Origin of the sequence: Streptomyces pseudogriseolus, from assembly GCA_002154585.1 — a bacterium.
GTDB classification, from domain to species: domain Bacteria; phylum Actinomycetota; class Actinomycetes; order Streptomycetales; family Streptomycetaceae; genus Streptomyces; species Streptomyces pseudogriseolus.
In genome coordinates this window covers 1-14,509 of sequence record MUNG01000081.1, presented here as the reverse complement: position 1 = coordinate 14,509, position 14,509 = coordinate 1, and the positions used below count along the sequence as shown (strand labels likewise).

Sequence of the window (14,509 nt, the reverse complement as noted above, 5' to 3'; positions counted from 1 at the left end):
TTTCTGTCTGGCGGACAGGGCGGGGCCCGGCGTGGGGGGCGAGCCGGAGCTCGGACGGGTGCCCAGCATCTTGGTATGGACCAATGCCCGGGTCAAGGGAGTCAGGCGAACGGGGCCGACGCCTCGCGTCCGGCCTCCGGGTGGGGCACGGTGGAGTGACGTGTGCCACAGGCGGTGGAGCCGCCGTGAGAGGAGCAAGCATGTCGAACCACACCTACCGGGTCACCGAGATCGTCGGCACCTCGCCCAACGGCGTGGACGAGGCCGTCCGCAACGGCATCGAGCGGGCGTCGCAGACGCTGCGCAATCTGGACTGGTTCGAGGTGACGCAGGTGCGCGGGCATGTCGAGGAGGGGCGGATCGCGCACTACCAGGTGGGCCTGAAGGTGGGCTTCCGGCTGGAGGAGACGGACTGAGCCCTCGTACGGTTCAGGTACGGCCCTCGCGCTCCTGCGCGTCCTTCAGCTCGTCCGAGGGGGCCGTCCAGCGCGCCTGGACGACGGTGAAGCCGGCCCGGCGGGCGTCCGCGCAGACCAGTTCGTCGTCGTCCACCAGCATCCGCACCTCCCGGGTGCGGGCCAGGCGGCGCAGCACGGCCAGCTTGGTGACGCGGGCGGGCCGGCGGTCGGCGTTGCCGCGCATGTGCAGCTCCCCGTCGGGCAGGCCCTGGGCGGCCAGCCAGTCCAGGGTGTCGCGGCGGCAGCGCTCGGGCCGGCCGGTGAGGTACACGATGTCGCACGCCTGGGCGCTCTCCCGGACCAGCGCGATCCCCTCGGCGAGCGGCGGGTCCTGCGGCGCGGCGGCGAAGAAGCCGTCCCAGTCGCGGGGCCTGCGCTCCAGGAAGTGCTGGCGGTGCGCGGTGCCGGCGAGGGTGTTGTCGAGGTCGAAGACGGCCAGCGGACGCCGGGCGGACTCGGTGCGGTGGGTCACGCCCACACCCTAGACAGAGCGCGCAGGAATCCTGGCGGCTCCCCGGTGTTGAACCGGGTATGAGTTCCGTGATCGCCGCGACCCGCTTCTCCGTCCTGGACCGCTCCCGGGTCCGTGAAGGGCACACCGCCCCCGAGGCCCTGCGGGACTCGGTGGAACTCGCCCGGGAGGCGGAGCGGCTCGGATACCACCGGTTCTGGGTGGCGGAGCACCACGGCGTGCCCGGGGTGGCCGGTTCGGCGCCGACCGTGCTGGCGGCGGCGGTCGCCGGGGCGACCCGCACGATCCGCGTCGGCACCGGCGGGGTCATGCTGCCCAACCACCGTCCGCTGGTGGTGGCCGAGCAGTTCGGCGTGCTGGCCTCGCTGTTCCCGGACCGGATCGACATGGGTCTGGGCCGCTCGGTGGGGTTCACCGACGGGGTGCGCAAGGCGCTCGGGCGCGACAAGGGCGACGCGGACGACTTCGCCGGACAGCTCGACGAGCTGCTCGGCTGGTTCCGGGGCACGTCCCCCACCGGGGTGCACGCCCGGCCGTCGGAAGGGCTGGCCGTGCCGCCGTTCGTGCTGGCGATGGGCGAGGGGGCGGACATCGCCGCCCGCGCCGGGCTGCCGATGGTCATCGGCGACCTGCGCGACCGTGACCGGATACGCCGGGGCGTCGACCGCTACCGCGAGCGGTTCCGCCCCTCCGCGTGGGCGCGCGAGCCGTACGTGGTGATCTCCGGCACCGTGGCGGTGGCGGACACGCCCGCGCGGGCCCGGCGGCTGCTGGTGCCGGAGGCCTGGTCGATGGCGTACTCCCGCACGCACGGCACCTTCCCGCCCCTGCCGCCGGCCGAGCGCGTCGAGTCCCTCGCCATGAGCGCCAAGGAGCGCGGTTTCTACGAGGCGGGGCTGGCCGGACAGCTCGCCGGCACCGAGGAGGAGGTGGAACGGGAGCTGGAGACGGTGCTGAAGGACACCGGCGCACAGGAGGTGCTCGTCACCACCAGCACCTACGACCGTGCGGCGCTGCTGGACTCCTACCGGCGGCTCGCCGCGCTCGCGGGGCTGGACGGCGCGACGCGCCGGTGAGCACACCGGCGCGTCGCGGGGAGAGCGAGGGCGGGGGCGTTACGCGCGGCCCCGGCCCGGGACGTCACGGCCCCGGCCCGGGACGTCACGGCCCCGGCCCTGCGCGTCACGGCCCCGGCGGCCGTCCTCGTCGGTCATCTCCGTCTCGGCCTCGATGCGCTCCTTGCGCACCCGGCCGCGCACGGTCTCGTTCGTGACGGTCTCCTCGGTGGTCATCCGGACGCGCTCGACCGGCACGGCCTCGGTCGTCACCACGGGGCGCTCCTCGTGCAGCGTGACCTCGTGCTGGTCCTCCTTGAAGGCCGGCCCGGACATGGCCTCCTCACGGTTGGCGTCCGTGATCGGCTCGCGCTCCACGCGCACTTCCTCGTGGCGGACCGGGACGGTCTCCGTGACCTCCTCGGTCACCACGTACTTGCGCAGCCGCGCCCGGCCGGACTCGTGACGCTCGACGCCGACGTGCATGCGCTCCTCGGAGCGCGTCATCGCGTCGCCCGCGCCGCGCCTGCCGGTCTCGCCGCGGGACATGGCGCCCGCCGCTCCGGTGGCGGACGAGCGTTCGGCGGTGGTGCCCTTGGCGCCCGCCGCGCCGGACATGCCGCCCTTCGCGCCGGTCATGCCGCCCGCGGAGGTGTCGCCGCGGCGTCCGGTCGCCGCACCCGCGGCTCCGGCGGTCCCGGCCGCTCCTGCCGCGCCCGCGGCGCCGGCGGTCCCGGCCTGGCCCGTGGTGCCGCCGCTGTCCTTGGGGTCGCCGAGCACGCTGTCCCAGTTGATGCCGTAGTACTCGTAGAGCCGGTGTTCCTCGTCCACCGACAGGTGGCCGCCCGCGTCGATGTCGACGCTCGGCGCGCCCTTCACCTTGTCCTTGGGGTAGGGCACCTCGAGGTGGTCCCGGACCATGGAGGCGTCTCGGATGGGTATGAACGACTCGCTGGAGCCGAACATCCCGGTCTTGACGGTCACCCACTCGGGGCGTCCACTCGCGTCGTCGAGGAAGACGTGCTTCGCGTCGCCGATCTTGTTGCCGTCCCCGTCGTACACGGGGTGATCCAGCAGGATCGAGATCTCTTCGCGGGTGATCATCTGACATCACCCTCCTCTCGGGTCACTCCTCTCCGGTTCTCCTGATCAGGAGGTAAAAAACGGGACGAAGGTGATTAACCGCACTTTATTTTCCACAGTGCGACGGAACGGCCCTCGGGAAGGCGAGACGGGGCCGGGAGGAGCACCTTCTCCCGGCCCCGCCCGTCCGCACCGTCCGGCGAACGTCGATGGGGGCGGCTACCGCTTGCCCGCCTTGCGGGTCGCCCGCAGCCACTCCTTGTTCATGCCCGTGATGGAGGTCAGCGGGATGCCCTTGGGGCAGGCGGTGGCGCACTCCCCGGCGAGGGTGCAGCCGCCGAAGCCCTCCTCGTCCATCTGCGCCACCATGTCCAGCACCCGGGTCTCCCGCTCGGGCGCGCCCTGCGGCAGCACGTTGAGGTGGTTGATCTTGGCGGAGGTGAACAGCATCGCCGCGCCGTTGGGGCAGGCCGCGACGCAGGCGCCGCAGCCGATGCACTCGGCGTGCTCGAAGGCGAGGTCCGCGTCCGGCTTCGGCACCGGGGTGGCGTGGGCCTCGGGGGCGGAGCCGGTGGGGGCGGTGATGTAGCCGCCGGCCTGGATGATGCGGTCGAAGGCGGAGCGGTCCACCACCAGGTCCTTGACCACCGGGAAGGCTGCGGCCCGCCACGGCTCGACGTCGATGGTGTCGCCGTCCTCGAAGGACCGCATGTGCAGCTGGCAGGTGGTGGTGCGCTCGGGCCCGTGGGCGTCGCCGTTGATGACCAGCGAGCAGGCGCCGCAGATGCCCTCGCGGCAGTCGTGGTCGAAGGCGACCGGGTCCTCGCCCTTGAGGATGAGCTCCTCGTTGAGTGTGTCGAGCATCTCCAGGAAGGACATGTCGGGTGAGATGCCGTCCACCTCGTACGTGGACATGGCGCCGTCGGCGTCGGCGTTCTTCTGGCGCCAGACGCGCAGGGTGAGCTTCATGCGTAGCTCCGCTGGGTGGGGTGGACGTACTCGAAGACCAGGTCTTCCTTGTGCAGGGTCGGAGCCTCGCCGGTGCCGGTGAACTCCCAGGCGGCCGCGTAGGAGAACTCGTCGTCCTTGCGGGCCGCCTCGCCGTCCGGCGTCTGGGACTCCTCGCGGAAGTGCCCGCCGCAGGACTCGGTGCGGTGCAGCGCGTCGAGGCACATCAGCTCGGCGAGCTCCAGGTAGTCGACGACGCGGTTGGCCTTCTCCAGCGACTGGTTGAACTCCTCGCCGGTGCCGGGCACCTTGATCCGCCGCCAGAACTCCTCGCGGATCTGCGGGATGCGCTCCAGGGCCTTGCGCAGTCCGGAGTCGCTGCGCGCCATGCCGCAGAACTCCCACATCAGCTCGCCCAGCTCGCGGTGGAACGAGTCGGGGGTGCGGTCGCCGTCGACGGCCAGCAGCAGGCGCAGCCGGTCCTCGGTCTCGGCCAGCGCCTCCCGCACGGCGGGGTGGTCGCCGGTCACCTCGCCGAGGCCCGGGTTGCGGCCGAGGTAGTCGTTGAGGGTCGCCGGCAGCACGAAGTAGCCGTCGGCGAGGCCCTGCATCAGCGCGGAGGCGCCGAGCCGGTTGGCGCCGTGGTCGGAGAAGTTGGCCTCGCCGATCGCGAACAGGCCGGGGACGGTGGTCTGGAGGTCGTAGTCGACCCACAGTCCGCCCATCGTGTAGTGCACGGCGGGGTAGATCCGCATCGGCACCTCGTACGGATCCTCGTCGGTAATCCGCTGGTACATGTCGAAGAGGTTGCCGTACTTGGCCTCGACGGCCTTGCGTCCCATCCGCTTGATCGCGTCGGCGAAGTCGAGGTAGACGCCCTGGCCGCCGGGGCCCACGCCCCTGCCCTCGTCGCAGACGTTCTTGGCGGCGCGGGAGGCGATGTCACGGGGGACGAGGTTGCCGAAGGAGGGGTAGATGCGCTCCAGGTAGTAGTCGCGCTCGTCCTCGGGGATCCGCGCGGGCGGCCGGGTGTCGCCCTTGGCCTTGGGCACCCAGATACGGCCGTCGTTGCGCAGCGACTCGCTCATCAGCGTCAGCTTGGACTGGTGGTCGCCGGTGCGCGGGATGCAGGTGGGGTGGATCTGGGTGAAGCAGGGGTTCGCGAAGTACGCCCCGCGCCGGTGCGCGCGCCAGATCGCGGTGGCGTTGGAGTTCATGGCGTTCGTCGACAGGTAGAAGACGTTGCCGTAGCCGCCGGTGGCCAGGACGACGGCGTCCGCGAAGTACGTGTCGATCTTCCCGGTGATCAGGTCACGGGCGACGATGCCGCGGGCCCGGCCGTCGACGACGATCAGGTCCAGCATCTCGGTGCGCGGGTGCATCTCCACGTTGCCGGCCGCGATCTGCCGGCTGAGCGCCTGGTAGGCGCCGAGGAGGAGCTGCTGGCCCGTCTGGCCGCGGGCGTAGAAGGTGCGGGAGACCTGGACGCCGCCGAAGGAGCGCGTGTCGAGCAGACCGCCGTACTCGCGGGCGAAGGGCACGCCCTGCGCGACGCACTGGTCGATGATCTCGACGGAGATCTGCGCGAGGCGGTGCACGTTGGACTCGCGGGCGCGGAAGTCGCCGCCCTTGACGGTGTCGTAGAAGAGGCGGTGGACGGAGTCGCCGTCGTTGCGGTAGTTCTTCGCGGCGTTGATGCCGCCCTGCGCGGCGATGGAGTGGGCGCGGCGCGGGGAGTCCTGGTAGCAGAACTGGACGACGTGGTAGCCCTGTTCGGCGAGCGTGGCGCCGGCGGAGCCGCCCGCGAGGCCGGTGCCGACGACGATGACGGTGTGCTTGCGGCGGTTGGCCGGGTTGACCAGCTTGGCCTCGAAGCGCCGCTTGTCCCAGCGCTCGTGGACCGGCCCGGCGGGGGCCTTGGTGTCGGTGACCGGCGCGCCGGTCGTGTAGTCGGTGTACGAGGTCATGGTCAGCTCACCACTCCGGTCATGACGCCCACGGGTACGGCGACGAAGCCGGCCGTGAGCAGCAGCGCAAGGGCGTTGGCGGTGGTCTTCAGGGCGCGGTCGCGGGTGCGGCTGCCGGCGCCGAGGGTCTGGGCGGCGCTCCAGAAGCCGTGCCGGATGTGCAGGCCGACGGCCAGCATCGCGACGATGTAGATGGTGTTGCCGTACCAGGTGGAGAAGGTGTCCACGACGTTCTGGTAGGGCTTGCCGTGCTCGAAGCCGCCGGAGTGGACGGTGCCGGTGGTCAGGTCGAGCAGGTGCCAGACGATGAACAGGGCGAGGATGACGCCGCCCCAGCGCATGGTGCGCGTGGCGTAGCTCGCCCGCGCCTTCTTGTGCACGTACTTCGTCGGGCGCGCCTTGATGTCGCGGCGGCTGAGCTGGTAGGCGGAGACGGCGTGGGCGACCACGGCGACGACCAGCACCACGCGGACGACCCACAGCGTCCACTCGTAGTGCATGAACGGCTCGCCGACCGTCCGCAGCCAGTGGGCGTAGTGGTTGAACTCCCCCGCCCCGAAGAAGATCTTCAGGTTCCCGATCATGTGGACGACCAGGTACAGCAGCATGATCAGGCCGCTGACCGCCATCACTGTCTTCTTGCCGACGGTCGAGTCCCACACGGTGCGTGCCATGGACGGCCGTCGGTCCGTCCGCGTTGCCAGAGCCATGGCATCAGACGCTAGGGCCGGAGGACCCCATCGGTCCAAGACATGGTGCGGCTCGATTCGATAGGAGACGCCTATCATGGCCGTATGCAGTTCCAGCAGCTCCAGTACTTCGTGGCCGTCGCCGAGACCCGGCACTTCACCCGCGCCGCGGAGCTGGTCCACGTCGCCCAGCCGTCGCTCTCGCAGCAGATCAAGGCGCTGGAGCGGGAGCTGGGCGCGGATCTGTTCCGGCGGGCGCGCGGGAACATCACGCTGACCGACGCGGGCGAGGCGCTGCTGCCGCTGGCCCGGCGCATCCTGGCCGACGCGGACACCGCCCGGCACGAGGTGCAGGAGGTGGCGCAGCTGCGCAGCGGGCGGGTACGCCTGGGCGCGACCCCGAGCCTGTGCACCGGTCTGCTGCCGGACGTGCTGCGCGCCTTCCACGACCGCTACCCGGGCGTCCGGCTGCTGATCGAGGAGGGCGGCTCGCACGACCTGGTGCGCGAGCTGGCCCGCGGGGCGCTGGACCTCGCCCTGGTCGTGTTGCCGCTGCCGACGCCCTCGCCCGCGCTGACCACGGTGGAGCTGCTGCGGGAGGACCTGGTGGTCGTCTCCTCCCCGGACGCCCCCCGCCCCGGCCGGGGCCGGCGCGCGGTGCGCGTCGCCGACCTGGAGGGCGAACGCCTGGTGATGTTCCGGCACGGCTACGACCTGCGCGAGCTGACCGTGGCCGCGTGCCGGGCGGAGGGGTTCGAGCCGGAGTTCGCGGTGGAGGGCGGCGAGATGGACGCGGTCCTGGGCTTCGTACGGGCGGGTCTGGGCGTCGCGGTGGTTCCCCGGATGGTCGCCGCCCGCTCCGCCCACGGCCTCCACGTCACCCCCCTGGCCCGCCCGGGCCTGCACCGCGCGATCGCCCTGGCCCACCGCAGCGACGTCGCGCCGCCACGGGCGGCACGGGAGCTTCAGCGGATGCTGCTGGAGAGGTGAGGGGCGCCCTCCGGAGCGGGGTGCGGGTCAGGACAGCAGTGCCGGCCTCAGTACCGTCTCGCACCACTCCCAAAAGCCCGTCGGGGCGGTGTCGGGGGTGCTGGGTTCGGTGGGGCCGTAGAAGCCCTGGTCGTCCATGGCCGTCGCCATGTCGGCCAGGCCCTGGGCCATGGCCTCGCTCGCTCCGGAGCGCAGGGCCGCGGCGCGGTAGTCCTCCGGGGTGATCCGACGTACCCGCACCGTGCGGTCCAGCACCTCGGAGAGGACCTGGGCCATGCCCTCGGGGGTGAGGTCGTCGGGGCCGATCACCGGGACGTCCGCGCGGCCGGTCCAGGAGGTGTCGAGCAGCAGGCGGGCGGCCGTCGCCGCGATGTCGGCCGTGGCGCACGTGCGCAGAACCCGGTCCACCGTCAGGGGCATGAAGAACTCGCCGGAGCGCAGAGCCGCCGCCTGGCCGAGCAGGTTCTCCATCAGGAACGGCGGACACACCGCACGGTAATGGACCCCGGTCGCCGCGATCCGGTCGTCCATGGCCAGCGAGGCGGACACCTGCCCCGCGTTCTTCGCGACCCCGCGCCCCGCGGTGGACACGGCGACGACCCGTTCGACGCCTTCCCCGCGGCCGATGACCTCGCACAACGGCAGGGTGAAGGCACGGAAGTGGTCCTCGACGCTGTCCGCGCCCGGTGCCGGCGGTACCAGCCAGAACACGCGGTCGGCTCCGGCACACGCCGCAGCGAGGAGGTCCGGGTCGGCGTGCGAGCCCTGGAAGATCTCGGTCCGCTCGCGTGCCCGGGGGGTGAGGCGGCTCGGGTCGCGGGCGATCACGCGGACCGGGGTCGTTCCGTCCATGGCGTCGAGGACGTGGTCGAGGACCTGCCGGCCGATCTGGCCGGTGGGGGTGGTGATGACTATCACTGGAGCTCCGGTACACGGGAGAGTTGAATGGAAGTGCGCGCCGGCCCGGACGCCTGCGCGCACGTTCATCCTGGGTTCGGGACCGCCGGAACTGAAGGATCGATCCGCTCCCGGTCATTACCCTGGAGGCAATACCGACGGAAGGGCGGAACCCCGATCGTGGACTCCCGTTCGCTGCAGTACTTCGTCGCGGTCGCCGAGGAGCTGAACTTCGCCCGCGCCGCCGAACGGCTCGGCATCTCCCCGCCGCCCCTGTCCCGGGCCATCCGCAAGCTGGAGGCCGAGCTGGGTGTCACCCTGTTCAAGCGGACCACCCACCAGGTCACGCGGACCCCGGCCGGGGACGTGCTGCTCAGCGAGGGCCGGCTCGCGCTGGACGCCCTCCAGGCGGCCGGACGGCGGGCCCGGCGCGCGGCGGAGCGGCCGGGGCTGGTCCTGGCGGTGAAGGCGGACGGGGACGCCGGCCTGCTCGAACCGATCCTGGAGCGTTACGCGTCCGAGCCCGGGTCGGTGCCCGTCACCGTCCGGCTGTGCGGCTGGCAGGAACAGCCGCGTCTCCTGCGCTCCGGCGAGGCGGACGCGGCCCTGGTCCACGCGCCCTACGACCGTACCGGCCTGGACACCGAGACCCTGGCCGTCGAACCGCGTCTCGCCGTCCTCGCCGCGTCCCACCCGCTCGCCGCCCGCGACCGCCTGGAACTCGCCGACCTGGGCCTCGGCCCGGACACCGTGGACGGGCACATCGACCGGACCCGTCAGGGCCTTCAGGACCTGGCGCAACTGCTCGCGGTCGTCGCGCTCGGGGAGGCCGTCACCCTGCTCCCGGCATCGCTCGCCACCCGCTATCCGCGGCCCGGTGTCGCCTACCGGCCGGTCCCGGACGCACCGCCCGTCGTCCTCGACCTCGCCTGGCCGCAGCAGTCCCGTTCGACGGCGACCGCGGCGCTGGTGTGCGCCGCGACGGCGGTCGTCGGCGCCGCCTCTCGCGCCGGCGCCTAGGGGACGTCCGGAGGCACCGGCGTGCCCTGGTGGTAGTACATGCTCCAGCCCGATGCGTCGTCCCGCTTGCGCCACAGCGAGCTGCGGCGGGCGCGGCGGCCCTCGAAGCGGGTCTCGTAGGTGAGGTGCACCAGGCCGGGTGCGAGGAGGACGCCGGTGATGTCCGACGGCTCGTAGAGCGCGCCGTCCGCCGAACTGCCCGGGTGGTCGGCGAGTTCGGCGACCATCACCTCGTACGTGTAGTGCCGGCCGGAGGCGCCCACCTCGGTGAACTCGGGGTCCAGCAGGCGCAGCGTCTCGGCGCGGGAGGCGCGCACGGCCGGGTCGAGGAGGCGCAGTTCGCCCTCGATCGCCGCCCGGACCGCCTCCGCCGCGTCGTCGGTCACCGTCCCCGCCTCACCCGGTCGCGTCCACCAGGGCCAGCTCGTGCAGCCGGTCCGGCGGGCCCGGGCGGGCGTAGTACCAGCCCTGGGCCGTGTCGCAGCCGAGGATGCGCAGCTGCTCGGCCTGGGCGCCGGTCTCCACGCCCTCCACGGTGACCGCGAGGTCGAGGCTGTGCGCGAGCGCGACGATCCCCTCCACGATCTTCAGGTCGACCGGGTCGGCGGGGAACTGCTGCATGCTCTGGGTGAAGGAGCGGTCCAGCTTGAGGACGCTCACCGGGAGGCGGCGCAGGTTGGCGAGGTTGGAGTAGCCGGTGCCGAAGTCGTCGAGGGCGATGTCGACGCCCATCTCGGCGAGCCGACGCAGCGGCTTCAGCAGGTCGTCGTCGGCGCCGATGAGCGCGGACTCGGTGACCTCCAGGCACAGCGCGTCGGGGGTGACGCCGGTGCGCTCCAGGATCTCGACGGTGTCCTGCACCAGGCCGGGGTGGGTGAGCTGGCAGGGCGACAGGTTCACGTTGATGCGCAGCGGGCCGAGCGCGTCGCCGCCGTTGGCGTCGCGCCACGCGCGGGCCTGGCGCACCGACTGCTCCAGCACCCAGCGGCCGAGCGGCACGATCAGCCCAGTGTGCTCGGCGAGCGGGATGAAGCGGTCCGGGGACAGCACCCCGTGCTGCGGGTGCAGCCAGCGCACCAGCGCCTCGGCGCCCCGGACGCTGCCGTCGCCGAGGTGCACCAGGGGCTGGTACTCGATGAAGAACTCGCCCCGGTCCAGGGCGGTGGGCAGCGCCGTGGTGAGGCCGTGCCGGGTGATGGCGCGGGCGTCGGCCTCCGGGTCGGCGAGCTCGAAGCGGTTGCCGCCGGCCGCCTTGGCCCGGTACATCGTGATGTCGGCGCTGCGCAGCACTTCCGCCGCGCTGCGCTCCCCCGCCGGGCCTTCGACGATGCCGATGCTGCCGCGGACGGTCAGCTCCCGGCCGTCGACGCTGATCGGGGCCAGCAGCGCGTTCATGATGCGGCCGGCCAGCTCGTCGACCGTGCGGCGGGTGTCGGGGCCGGTGGTGAGGGCCACGAACTCGTCGCCGCCGAGCCGGGCCACCATCTCGCCGGGCGCGGTGGCGCAGGACTGGAGCCGGTCGGCGACCTCGACGAGCAGCCGGTCGCCGGCCGCGTGGCCGAGGCTGTCGTTGACGGTCTTGAAGCCGTCCAGGTCGAGGTAGCAGAGCCCGAACCGCTGGCCCGGGCCGGCCGCGAGGGCCTTCTCCAGGCGCTCGAAGAAGAAGGTGCGGTTGGGCAGCCCGGTGAGCGCGTCGTGCGTGGCCTCGTAGCGCAGCCGGAGGTTGAGCAGCCGCCGCTCGGTGGTGTCCTCCATGAGGGCGAGCTGGTACTGGGGCTCGCCGTCGGCGTCGCGCAGCAGGGAGACGGTGAGGTTGGTCCACAGGACCGTTCCGTCAGGGCGGTAGAAGGCCTTCTCGAGGTGGTAGTGCTCGCGCTCGCCGCTCACCAGCTCCGCGTAGAGCCGCCAGGTCTGCGGGGCGTCGTCGGGGTGGGTCCAGTCCTTGACGTTGCGGCCCAGCAGGGCCTGCTCGGTCAGGCCGAACATGCGCCCGAGCGCGCCGTTGACCTGGAGGACGTTGCCCTCGAGGTCGGCGATGGCGATGCCTATCGCCGCGCCTTCGAACACCGCGCGGAACCGGGTCTCGGTGGCGTGCAGGGCCTGCGCCACCACGCCCTGCGCCTCCAGCGCGGCCTTGGCGATGGCCTCTTGCTCGGCCAGCGTCCGCTCGCGCAGTGCCTGGGCGAAGCCGGCCGCCATGGCGTGCTGGAGCCGCGCGCTGCGCGCCCTGAGGGTCTCGCGGTCGCCGTCGCCCCCGCAGTAGAGGACGAGGTAGGCGTCGACGCAGTCCAGGGTGTGGCTGAGCGCCTCGGGGTCCGTGCAGTCCGCGTCGACCAGGGCGCTGCCCGCCGCCCGGCCCGCCTCCGCGTCGAAGGACCGCGCGCGCAGCGCCTCGCTCAGCCGCCGGGCCACCGGGAGCAGCCGCTCCTCGAACTCGGGGCGGGTGGCGGCGGTCGAGGTCACCGGGTACACGGCCCGGCTCCAGATCGTCGCGAACCGGCGCAGTCTGCCCTCCGGCCCGTCCGGCTCCGCGCTCACGCCGTACGCCCCACGCCCGCGAGACCGGAGAAGGCGTAGGGATCCTCGTCCTCCGGTGCGGTGTCGGGACGCCATCGCGGCATCGGCACCAGTCCGGGTTCCACCATGTCGTACCCCTCGAAGAACCGTGCGATAGCCTCGCGCGTGCGCATGATCAGCGGGTTGCGCATGTCTCGGTACACGTCGACCGCCCCCTCGGCCCGCTCCGGCGGCAGCGGGATGCCCTCGTACGCCGCGTGGGTGAGCACCAGCATGCTGCCGGGCGCCAGGGCCTCGCTCAGTTCGGCCACCGCCCCGTACGGGTCGTCCGCTTCTTCCACGAAGTGAAGTATGGCAACGAGAAGCAGCGCCACCGGCCGATTCAGGTCGATCAGTTGGCCGACTTCGTCACTGCCGAGAATTTCCTGCGGCTTGCGGAGGTCGGCGGCGAGGATGCCGGCGCGGTCATTGCCCTCCAGCACCACTTTGCTGTGCGCGACCGCCACCGGGTCGTGGTCCACGTACATCACCCGGGCCCCGGGGTCGGCCGCCTGGGCCACCTCGTGCACGTTCCCGAACGTCGGGATGCCGGAGCCGATGTCGAGGAACTGGGTGACCCCCTCGGCGACGGCGAAGCGCACCGCCCGCCGCATGAACGCCCGGTTCGCCTGCATGACCTTGGGCAGCCCCGGCATGAACTCCATGGCCTTGCGGGCGGCTTCCCGGTCGACCTCGAAGTTGTGCGAACCGCCCAGGTAGAAGTCGTACATCCGGGAGACACTGGGCACCGTGATGTCGATGCTCCGTGGGGCCCAGGCGGGACGCTCCATGTATCTCTCCAACGCGTAGGCGATCCGGTGTTCGAGCAGAGGCTACTGATCGCCCGCCAACAGGGCGACCCCAAACGGAAATTGACCATCCGTTCCCGGTCACTGCCTCTGGCACGTGCCCGCTTTGCGGACGCACATGATCGTAACGTGACGTGGTCACGTCACTCCGGAGTGTTCCGGCATGCGGGAGGAACCGGGCCAAAGGGTCCGCCCCTCCGCGCGATACGCGAAGGGGCGGACTCAGGGACGGCGGCGCCGGCGTCGGCACCCTGGGAAGGTCGTCACTTCTCCGGCGCGCCGACCGGCTTCCCGTCGGGCCGCACGGCGTACCAGGTGCCGCCGACGCCCTGACCGTTGGTGTCCCCGGGGGCCTTGTCGCCGGCGAAGGTGTAGATGGGCCAGCAGTTGATCGTCTGCTGCTCGGCGCCGTCGGGCCGGGTGAAGGTCATGTAGCCCTTCTTCTGGATGCCCTTGGTGTCGTCGAAGTCGACCGGCGAGACGACCGGCCACTTCTTCACGCAGTCGCCGGCGCAGTTCGAGACGGGCTCCGGCCACGCCTCGTCCTTCATGAAGCGGTAGACCGTCATGCCCTTCTCGTCGACGACGATCTCGCCGAGCTTCGGGTCCTCCCGGGTCGACAGCCCCGGCAGGTCGGCCGACTGGGCTTTCTTGCCCTCCGGGGTGAACGCGAACCACTTGCCGCCCACGCCCTGGCCCTTGACGTCACCGGCGTTGACGTCCTTGACGTACCGGTACGCCGGCCAGCCGTCCACGGTGAGCTGCTTGGTGCCGTCGGCGCGGGTGATCTCGCCGAGCAGCGCCTTGTCGATGCCCTCGCCCGCCGAGGCGTCGTCCGCGGGCACCGGCGGCCAGGTCTTCGCGCAGTCCCCCTCGCAGTTGGACGTGGGCGGCTTCGCGGAGTCCTGGTCGAACCGGTAGAGCGTCAGGCCGAGTTCGTCGGTCACCACCTTGCCGAGCTTGGCGTCGGTGGCCACGTTCAGCTGTCCCGCCGTGTTGGCCGGCTGGCTCGGGGCCGGGGAGTTCTGGCCCGCCTGTGCGCCGCTGCCGATCCCGCCGAGGTCACCCGGCGCCGTCACCCCCACGTTCTGACTGGAGGGCGGCTGGGTGTCCTGACCGCACGCCGTCGTCAGGCTCAGCACCGCCGCGGCGCTCACCACCAGTGAGGCGGTCCGCCAGGAGGTCTTCATCGTCAACTCCAGATGATCGCAGAGGTTTTCGCAGCGCCCTGCCGCGCCGCCGCTCGACGAGGGGTACGCACAGCGGCACAGGTTGTGTTCAACGGCGGCCCGTTTTTCTTTTCTTAACTCCTTCGTGGCATTCCCCTCGCTCTCGTGCGTGACCAGGCCCCGGACGACTCATGATCTCCGTCGTGCAAGCACTCGTACCGACCCAAACCCGTACCGCGGCGCGGACGTTGGCCGTGGTCACGCTGCTCTGGGCGCTCGCCGGCGCACCCGGTCAGGCGGCGGCGGACGCGCAGGCGTCCGCCGCCGCCTGACCGGGTGCGCCGGCGAGCGCCCAGAGTAGCGTGACCACGGCCACCGTCCGCGCCGCGGTACGGG

Annotated in this window: 14 protein-coding genes; 4 read left to right on the top strand and 10 right to left on the bottom strand. The window is 72.1% G+C overall.

All coding sequences use genetic code 11. The features are described from left to right. Nucleotides 1-200: 200 nt before the first annotated feature. Nucleotides 201-416 (top strand): dodecin, encoded by a 216-nt coding sequence (locus CCN29_RS08770; protein ID WP_006131712.1) that lies wholly within the window; start codon nucleotides 201-203, stop codon nucleotides 414-416. A gap of 13 nt (nucleotides 417-429) precedes the next feature. Here the strand turns inward: CCN29_RS08770 and CCN29_RS08765 are convergent, their stop codons facing one another. Continuing rightward, entirely contained in the window at nucleotides 430-930 is a 501-nt protein-coding gene (locus CCN29_RS08765; protein ID WP_006131713.1) for a phosphatase domain-containing protein, read from the bottom strand. A 59-nt stretch (nucleotides 931-989) separates the two neighbouring features. On the opposite strand from CCN29_RS08765, the gene CCN29_RS08760 reads away from it, so the two are divergent. Continuing rightward, nucleotides 990-2,006 carry an LLM class flavin-dependent oxidoreductase gene (locus tag CCN29_RS08760; RefSeq protein ID WP_006131714.1) on the top strand — a complete coding sequence of 339 codons (1,017 nt, stop codon included), beginning with the start codon at nucleotides 990-992 and terminating at the stop codon, nucleotides 2,004-2,006. Nucleotides 2,007-2,045: 39 nt separating this feature from the next. Here the strand turns inward: CCN29_RS08760 and CCN29_RS08755 are convergent, their stop codons facing one another. The 4 genes from CCN29_RS08755 to CCN29_RS08740 all read right to left on the bottom strand — a co-directional run bounded on the left by CCN29_RS08755 (nucleotide 2,046) and on the right by CCN29_RS08740 (nucleotide 6,657). Beyond that, nucleotides 2,046-3,089, bottom strand: coding sequence for a DUF2382 domain-containing protein (locus CCN29_RS08755; protein WP_086680866.1), 1,044 nt, complete (start codon nucleotides 3,087-3,089; stop codon nucleotides 2,046-2,048). 198 nt (nucleotides 3,090-3,287) lie between these two features. Further along, nucleotides 3,288-4,037 (bottom strand): succinate dehydrogenase/fumarate reductase iron-sulfur subunit, encoded by a 750-nt coding sequence (locus CCN29_RS08750; protein ID WP_086680865.1) that lies wholly within the window; start codon nucleotides 4,035-4,037, stop codon nucleotides 3,288-3,290. Further along, nucleotides 4,034-5,983, bottom strand: a complete 1,950-nt coding sequence (locus tag CCN29_RS08745) for a fumarate reductase/succinate dehydrogenase flavoprotein subunit (RefSeq protein WP_086680863.1) — start codon at nucleotides 5,981-5,983, stop codon at nucleotides 4,034-4,036. The genes CCN29_RS08750 and CCN29_RS08745 overlap by 4 nt, the downstream gene beginning before the upstream one ends. A 2-nt stretch (nucleotides 5,984-5,985) precedes the next feature. Then, on the bottom strand, nucleotides 5,986-6,657 hold the full coding sequence (locus CCN29_RS08740) for a cytochrome b subunit (protein WP_006131718.1): 672 nt from the start codon (nucleotides 6,655-6,657) through the stop codon (nucleotides 5,986-5,988). Between the two features lie 120 nt (nucleotides 6,658-6,777). Between CCN29_RS08740 and CCN29_RS08735 the strand changes: the two genes are divergently transcribed. After that, nucleotides 6,778-7,662 carry a LysR family transcriptional regulator gene (locus tag CCN29_RS08735; protein ID WP_006131719.1) on the top strand — a complete coding sequence of 295 codons (885 nt, stop codon included), beginning with the start codon at nucleotides 6,778-6,780 and terminating at the stop codon, nucleotides 7,660-7,662. A 27-nt stretch (nucleotides 7,663-7,689) separates the two neighbouring features. On the opposite strand, the gene CCN29_RS08730 is transcribed toward CCN29_RS08735, so the two are convergent. Beyond that, nucleotides 7,690-8,580: an NAD(P)H-binding protein gene (locus CCN29_RS08730; RefSeq protein ID WP_086680861.1), complete on the bottom strand. Its 891-nt coding sequence runs from the start codon at nucleotides 8,578-8,580 to the stop codon at nucleotides 7,690-7,692. Between the two features lie 159 nt (nucleotides 8,581-8,739). Here CCN29_RS08730 and CCN29_RS08725 point away from each other — a divergent pair, with 159 nt between their 5' ends. After that, nucleotides 8,740-9,579, top strand: a complete 840-nt coding sequence (locus CCN29_RS08725) for a LysR family transcriptional regulator (protein ID WP_086680859.1) — start codon at nucleotides 8,740-8,742, stop codon at nucleotides 9,577-9,579. On the opposite strand, the gene CCN29_RS08720 is transcribed toward CCN29_RS08725, so the two are convergent. The 4 genes from CCN29_RS08720 to CCN29_RS08705 all read right to left on the bottom strand — a co-directional run bounded on the left by CCN29_RS08720 (nucleotide 9,576) and on the right by CCN29_RS08705 (nucleotide 14,134). After that, nucleotides 9,576-9,965 (bottom strand): nuclear transport factor 2 family protein, encoded by a 390-nt coding sequence (locus tag CCN29_RS08720; RefSeq protein WP_086680857.1) that lies wholly within the window; start codon nucleotides 9,963-9,965, stop codon nucleotides 9,576-9,578. The two genes, CCN29_RS08725 and CCN29_RS08720, sit on opposite strands and share 4 nt — an antisense overlap. 10 nt (nucleotides 9,966-9,975) lie before the next feature. Continuing rightward, entirely contained in the window at nucleotides 9,976-12,117 is a 2,142-nt protein-coding gene (locus tag CCN29_RS08715) for a putative bifunctional diguanylate cyclase/phosphodiesterase (RefSeq protein WP_086680855.1), read from the bottom strand. Next, nucleotides 12,114-12,926, bottom strand: coding sequence for an SAM-dependent methyltransferase (locus CCN29_RS08710; protein WP_086680853.1), 813 nt, complete (start codon nucleotides 12,924-12,926; stop codon nucleotides 12,114-12,116). Before CCN29_RS08710 ends, CCN29_RS08715 begins: the two co-directional genes overlap by 4 nt. A gap of 281 nt (nucleotides 12,927-13,207) precedes the next feature. Then, nucleotides 13,208-14,134, bottom strand: a complete 927-nt coding sequence (locus CCN29_RS08705) for an SCO0930 family lipoprotein (RefSeq protein WP_086680850.1) — start codon at nucleotides 14,132-14,134, stop codon at nucleotides 13,208-13,210. Nucleotides 14,135-14,509: the final 375 nt, after the last annotated feature.

What these genes read in the sequence shown, in the direction of transcription:
- CCN29_RS08770 (WP_006131712.1), top strand. Translation starts at nt 201, where the DNA reads ATGTCGAACCACACCTACCGGGTCACCGAGATCGTCGGCACCTCGCCC.
- CCN29_RS08760 (WP_006131714.1), top strand. Translation starts at nt 990, where the DNA reads ATGAGTTCCGTGATCGCCGCGACCCGCTTCTCCGTCCTGGACCGCTCC.
- CCN29_RS08755 (WP_086680866.1), bottom strand. Translation starts at nt 3,089, where the DNA reads ATGATCACCCGCGAAGAGATCTCGATCCTGCTGGATCACCCCGTGTAC.
- CCN29_RS08750 (WP_086680865.1), bottom strand. Translation starts at nt 4,037, where the DNA reads ATGAAGCTCACCCTGCGCGTCTGGCGCCAGAAGAACGCCGACGCCGAC.
- CCN29_RS08745 (WP_086680863.1), bottom strand. Translation starts at nt 5,983, where the DNA reads ATGACCTCGTACACCGACTACACGACCGGCGCGCCGGTCACCGACACC.
- CCN29_RS08740 (WP_006131718.1), bottom strand. Translation starts at nt 6,657, where the DNA reads ATGGCACGCACCGTGTGGGACTCGACCGTCGGCAAGAAGACAGTGATG.
- CCN29_RS08735 (WP_006131719.1), top strand. Translation starts at nt 6,778, where the DNA reads ATGCAGTTCCAGCAGCTCCAGTACTTCGTGGCCGTCGCCGAGACCCGG.
- CCN29_RS08710 (WP_086680853.1), bottom strand. Translation starts at nt 12,926, where the DNA reads ATGGAGCGTCCCGCCTGGGCCCCACGGAGCATCGACATCACGGTGCCC.
- CCN29_RS08705 (WP_086680850.1), bottom strand. Translation starts at nt 14,134, where the DNA reads ATGAAGACCTCCTGGCGGACCGCCTCACTGGTGGTGAGCGCCGCGGCG.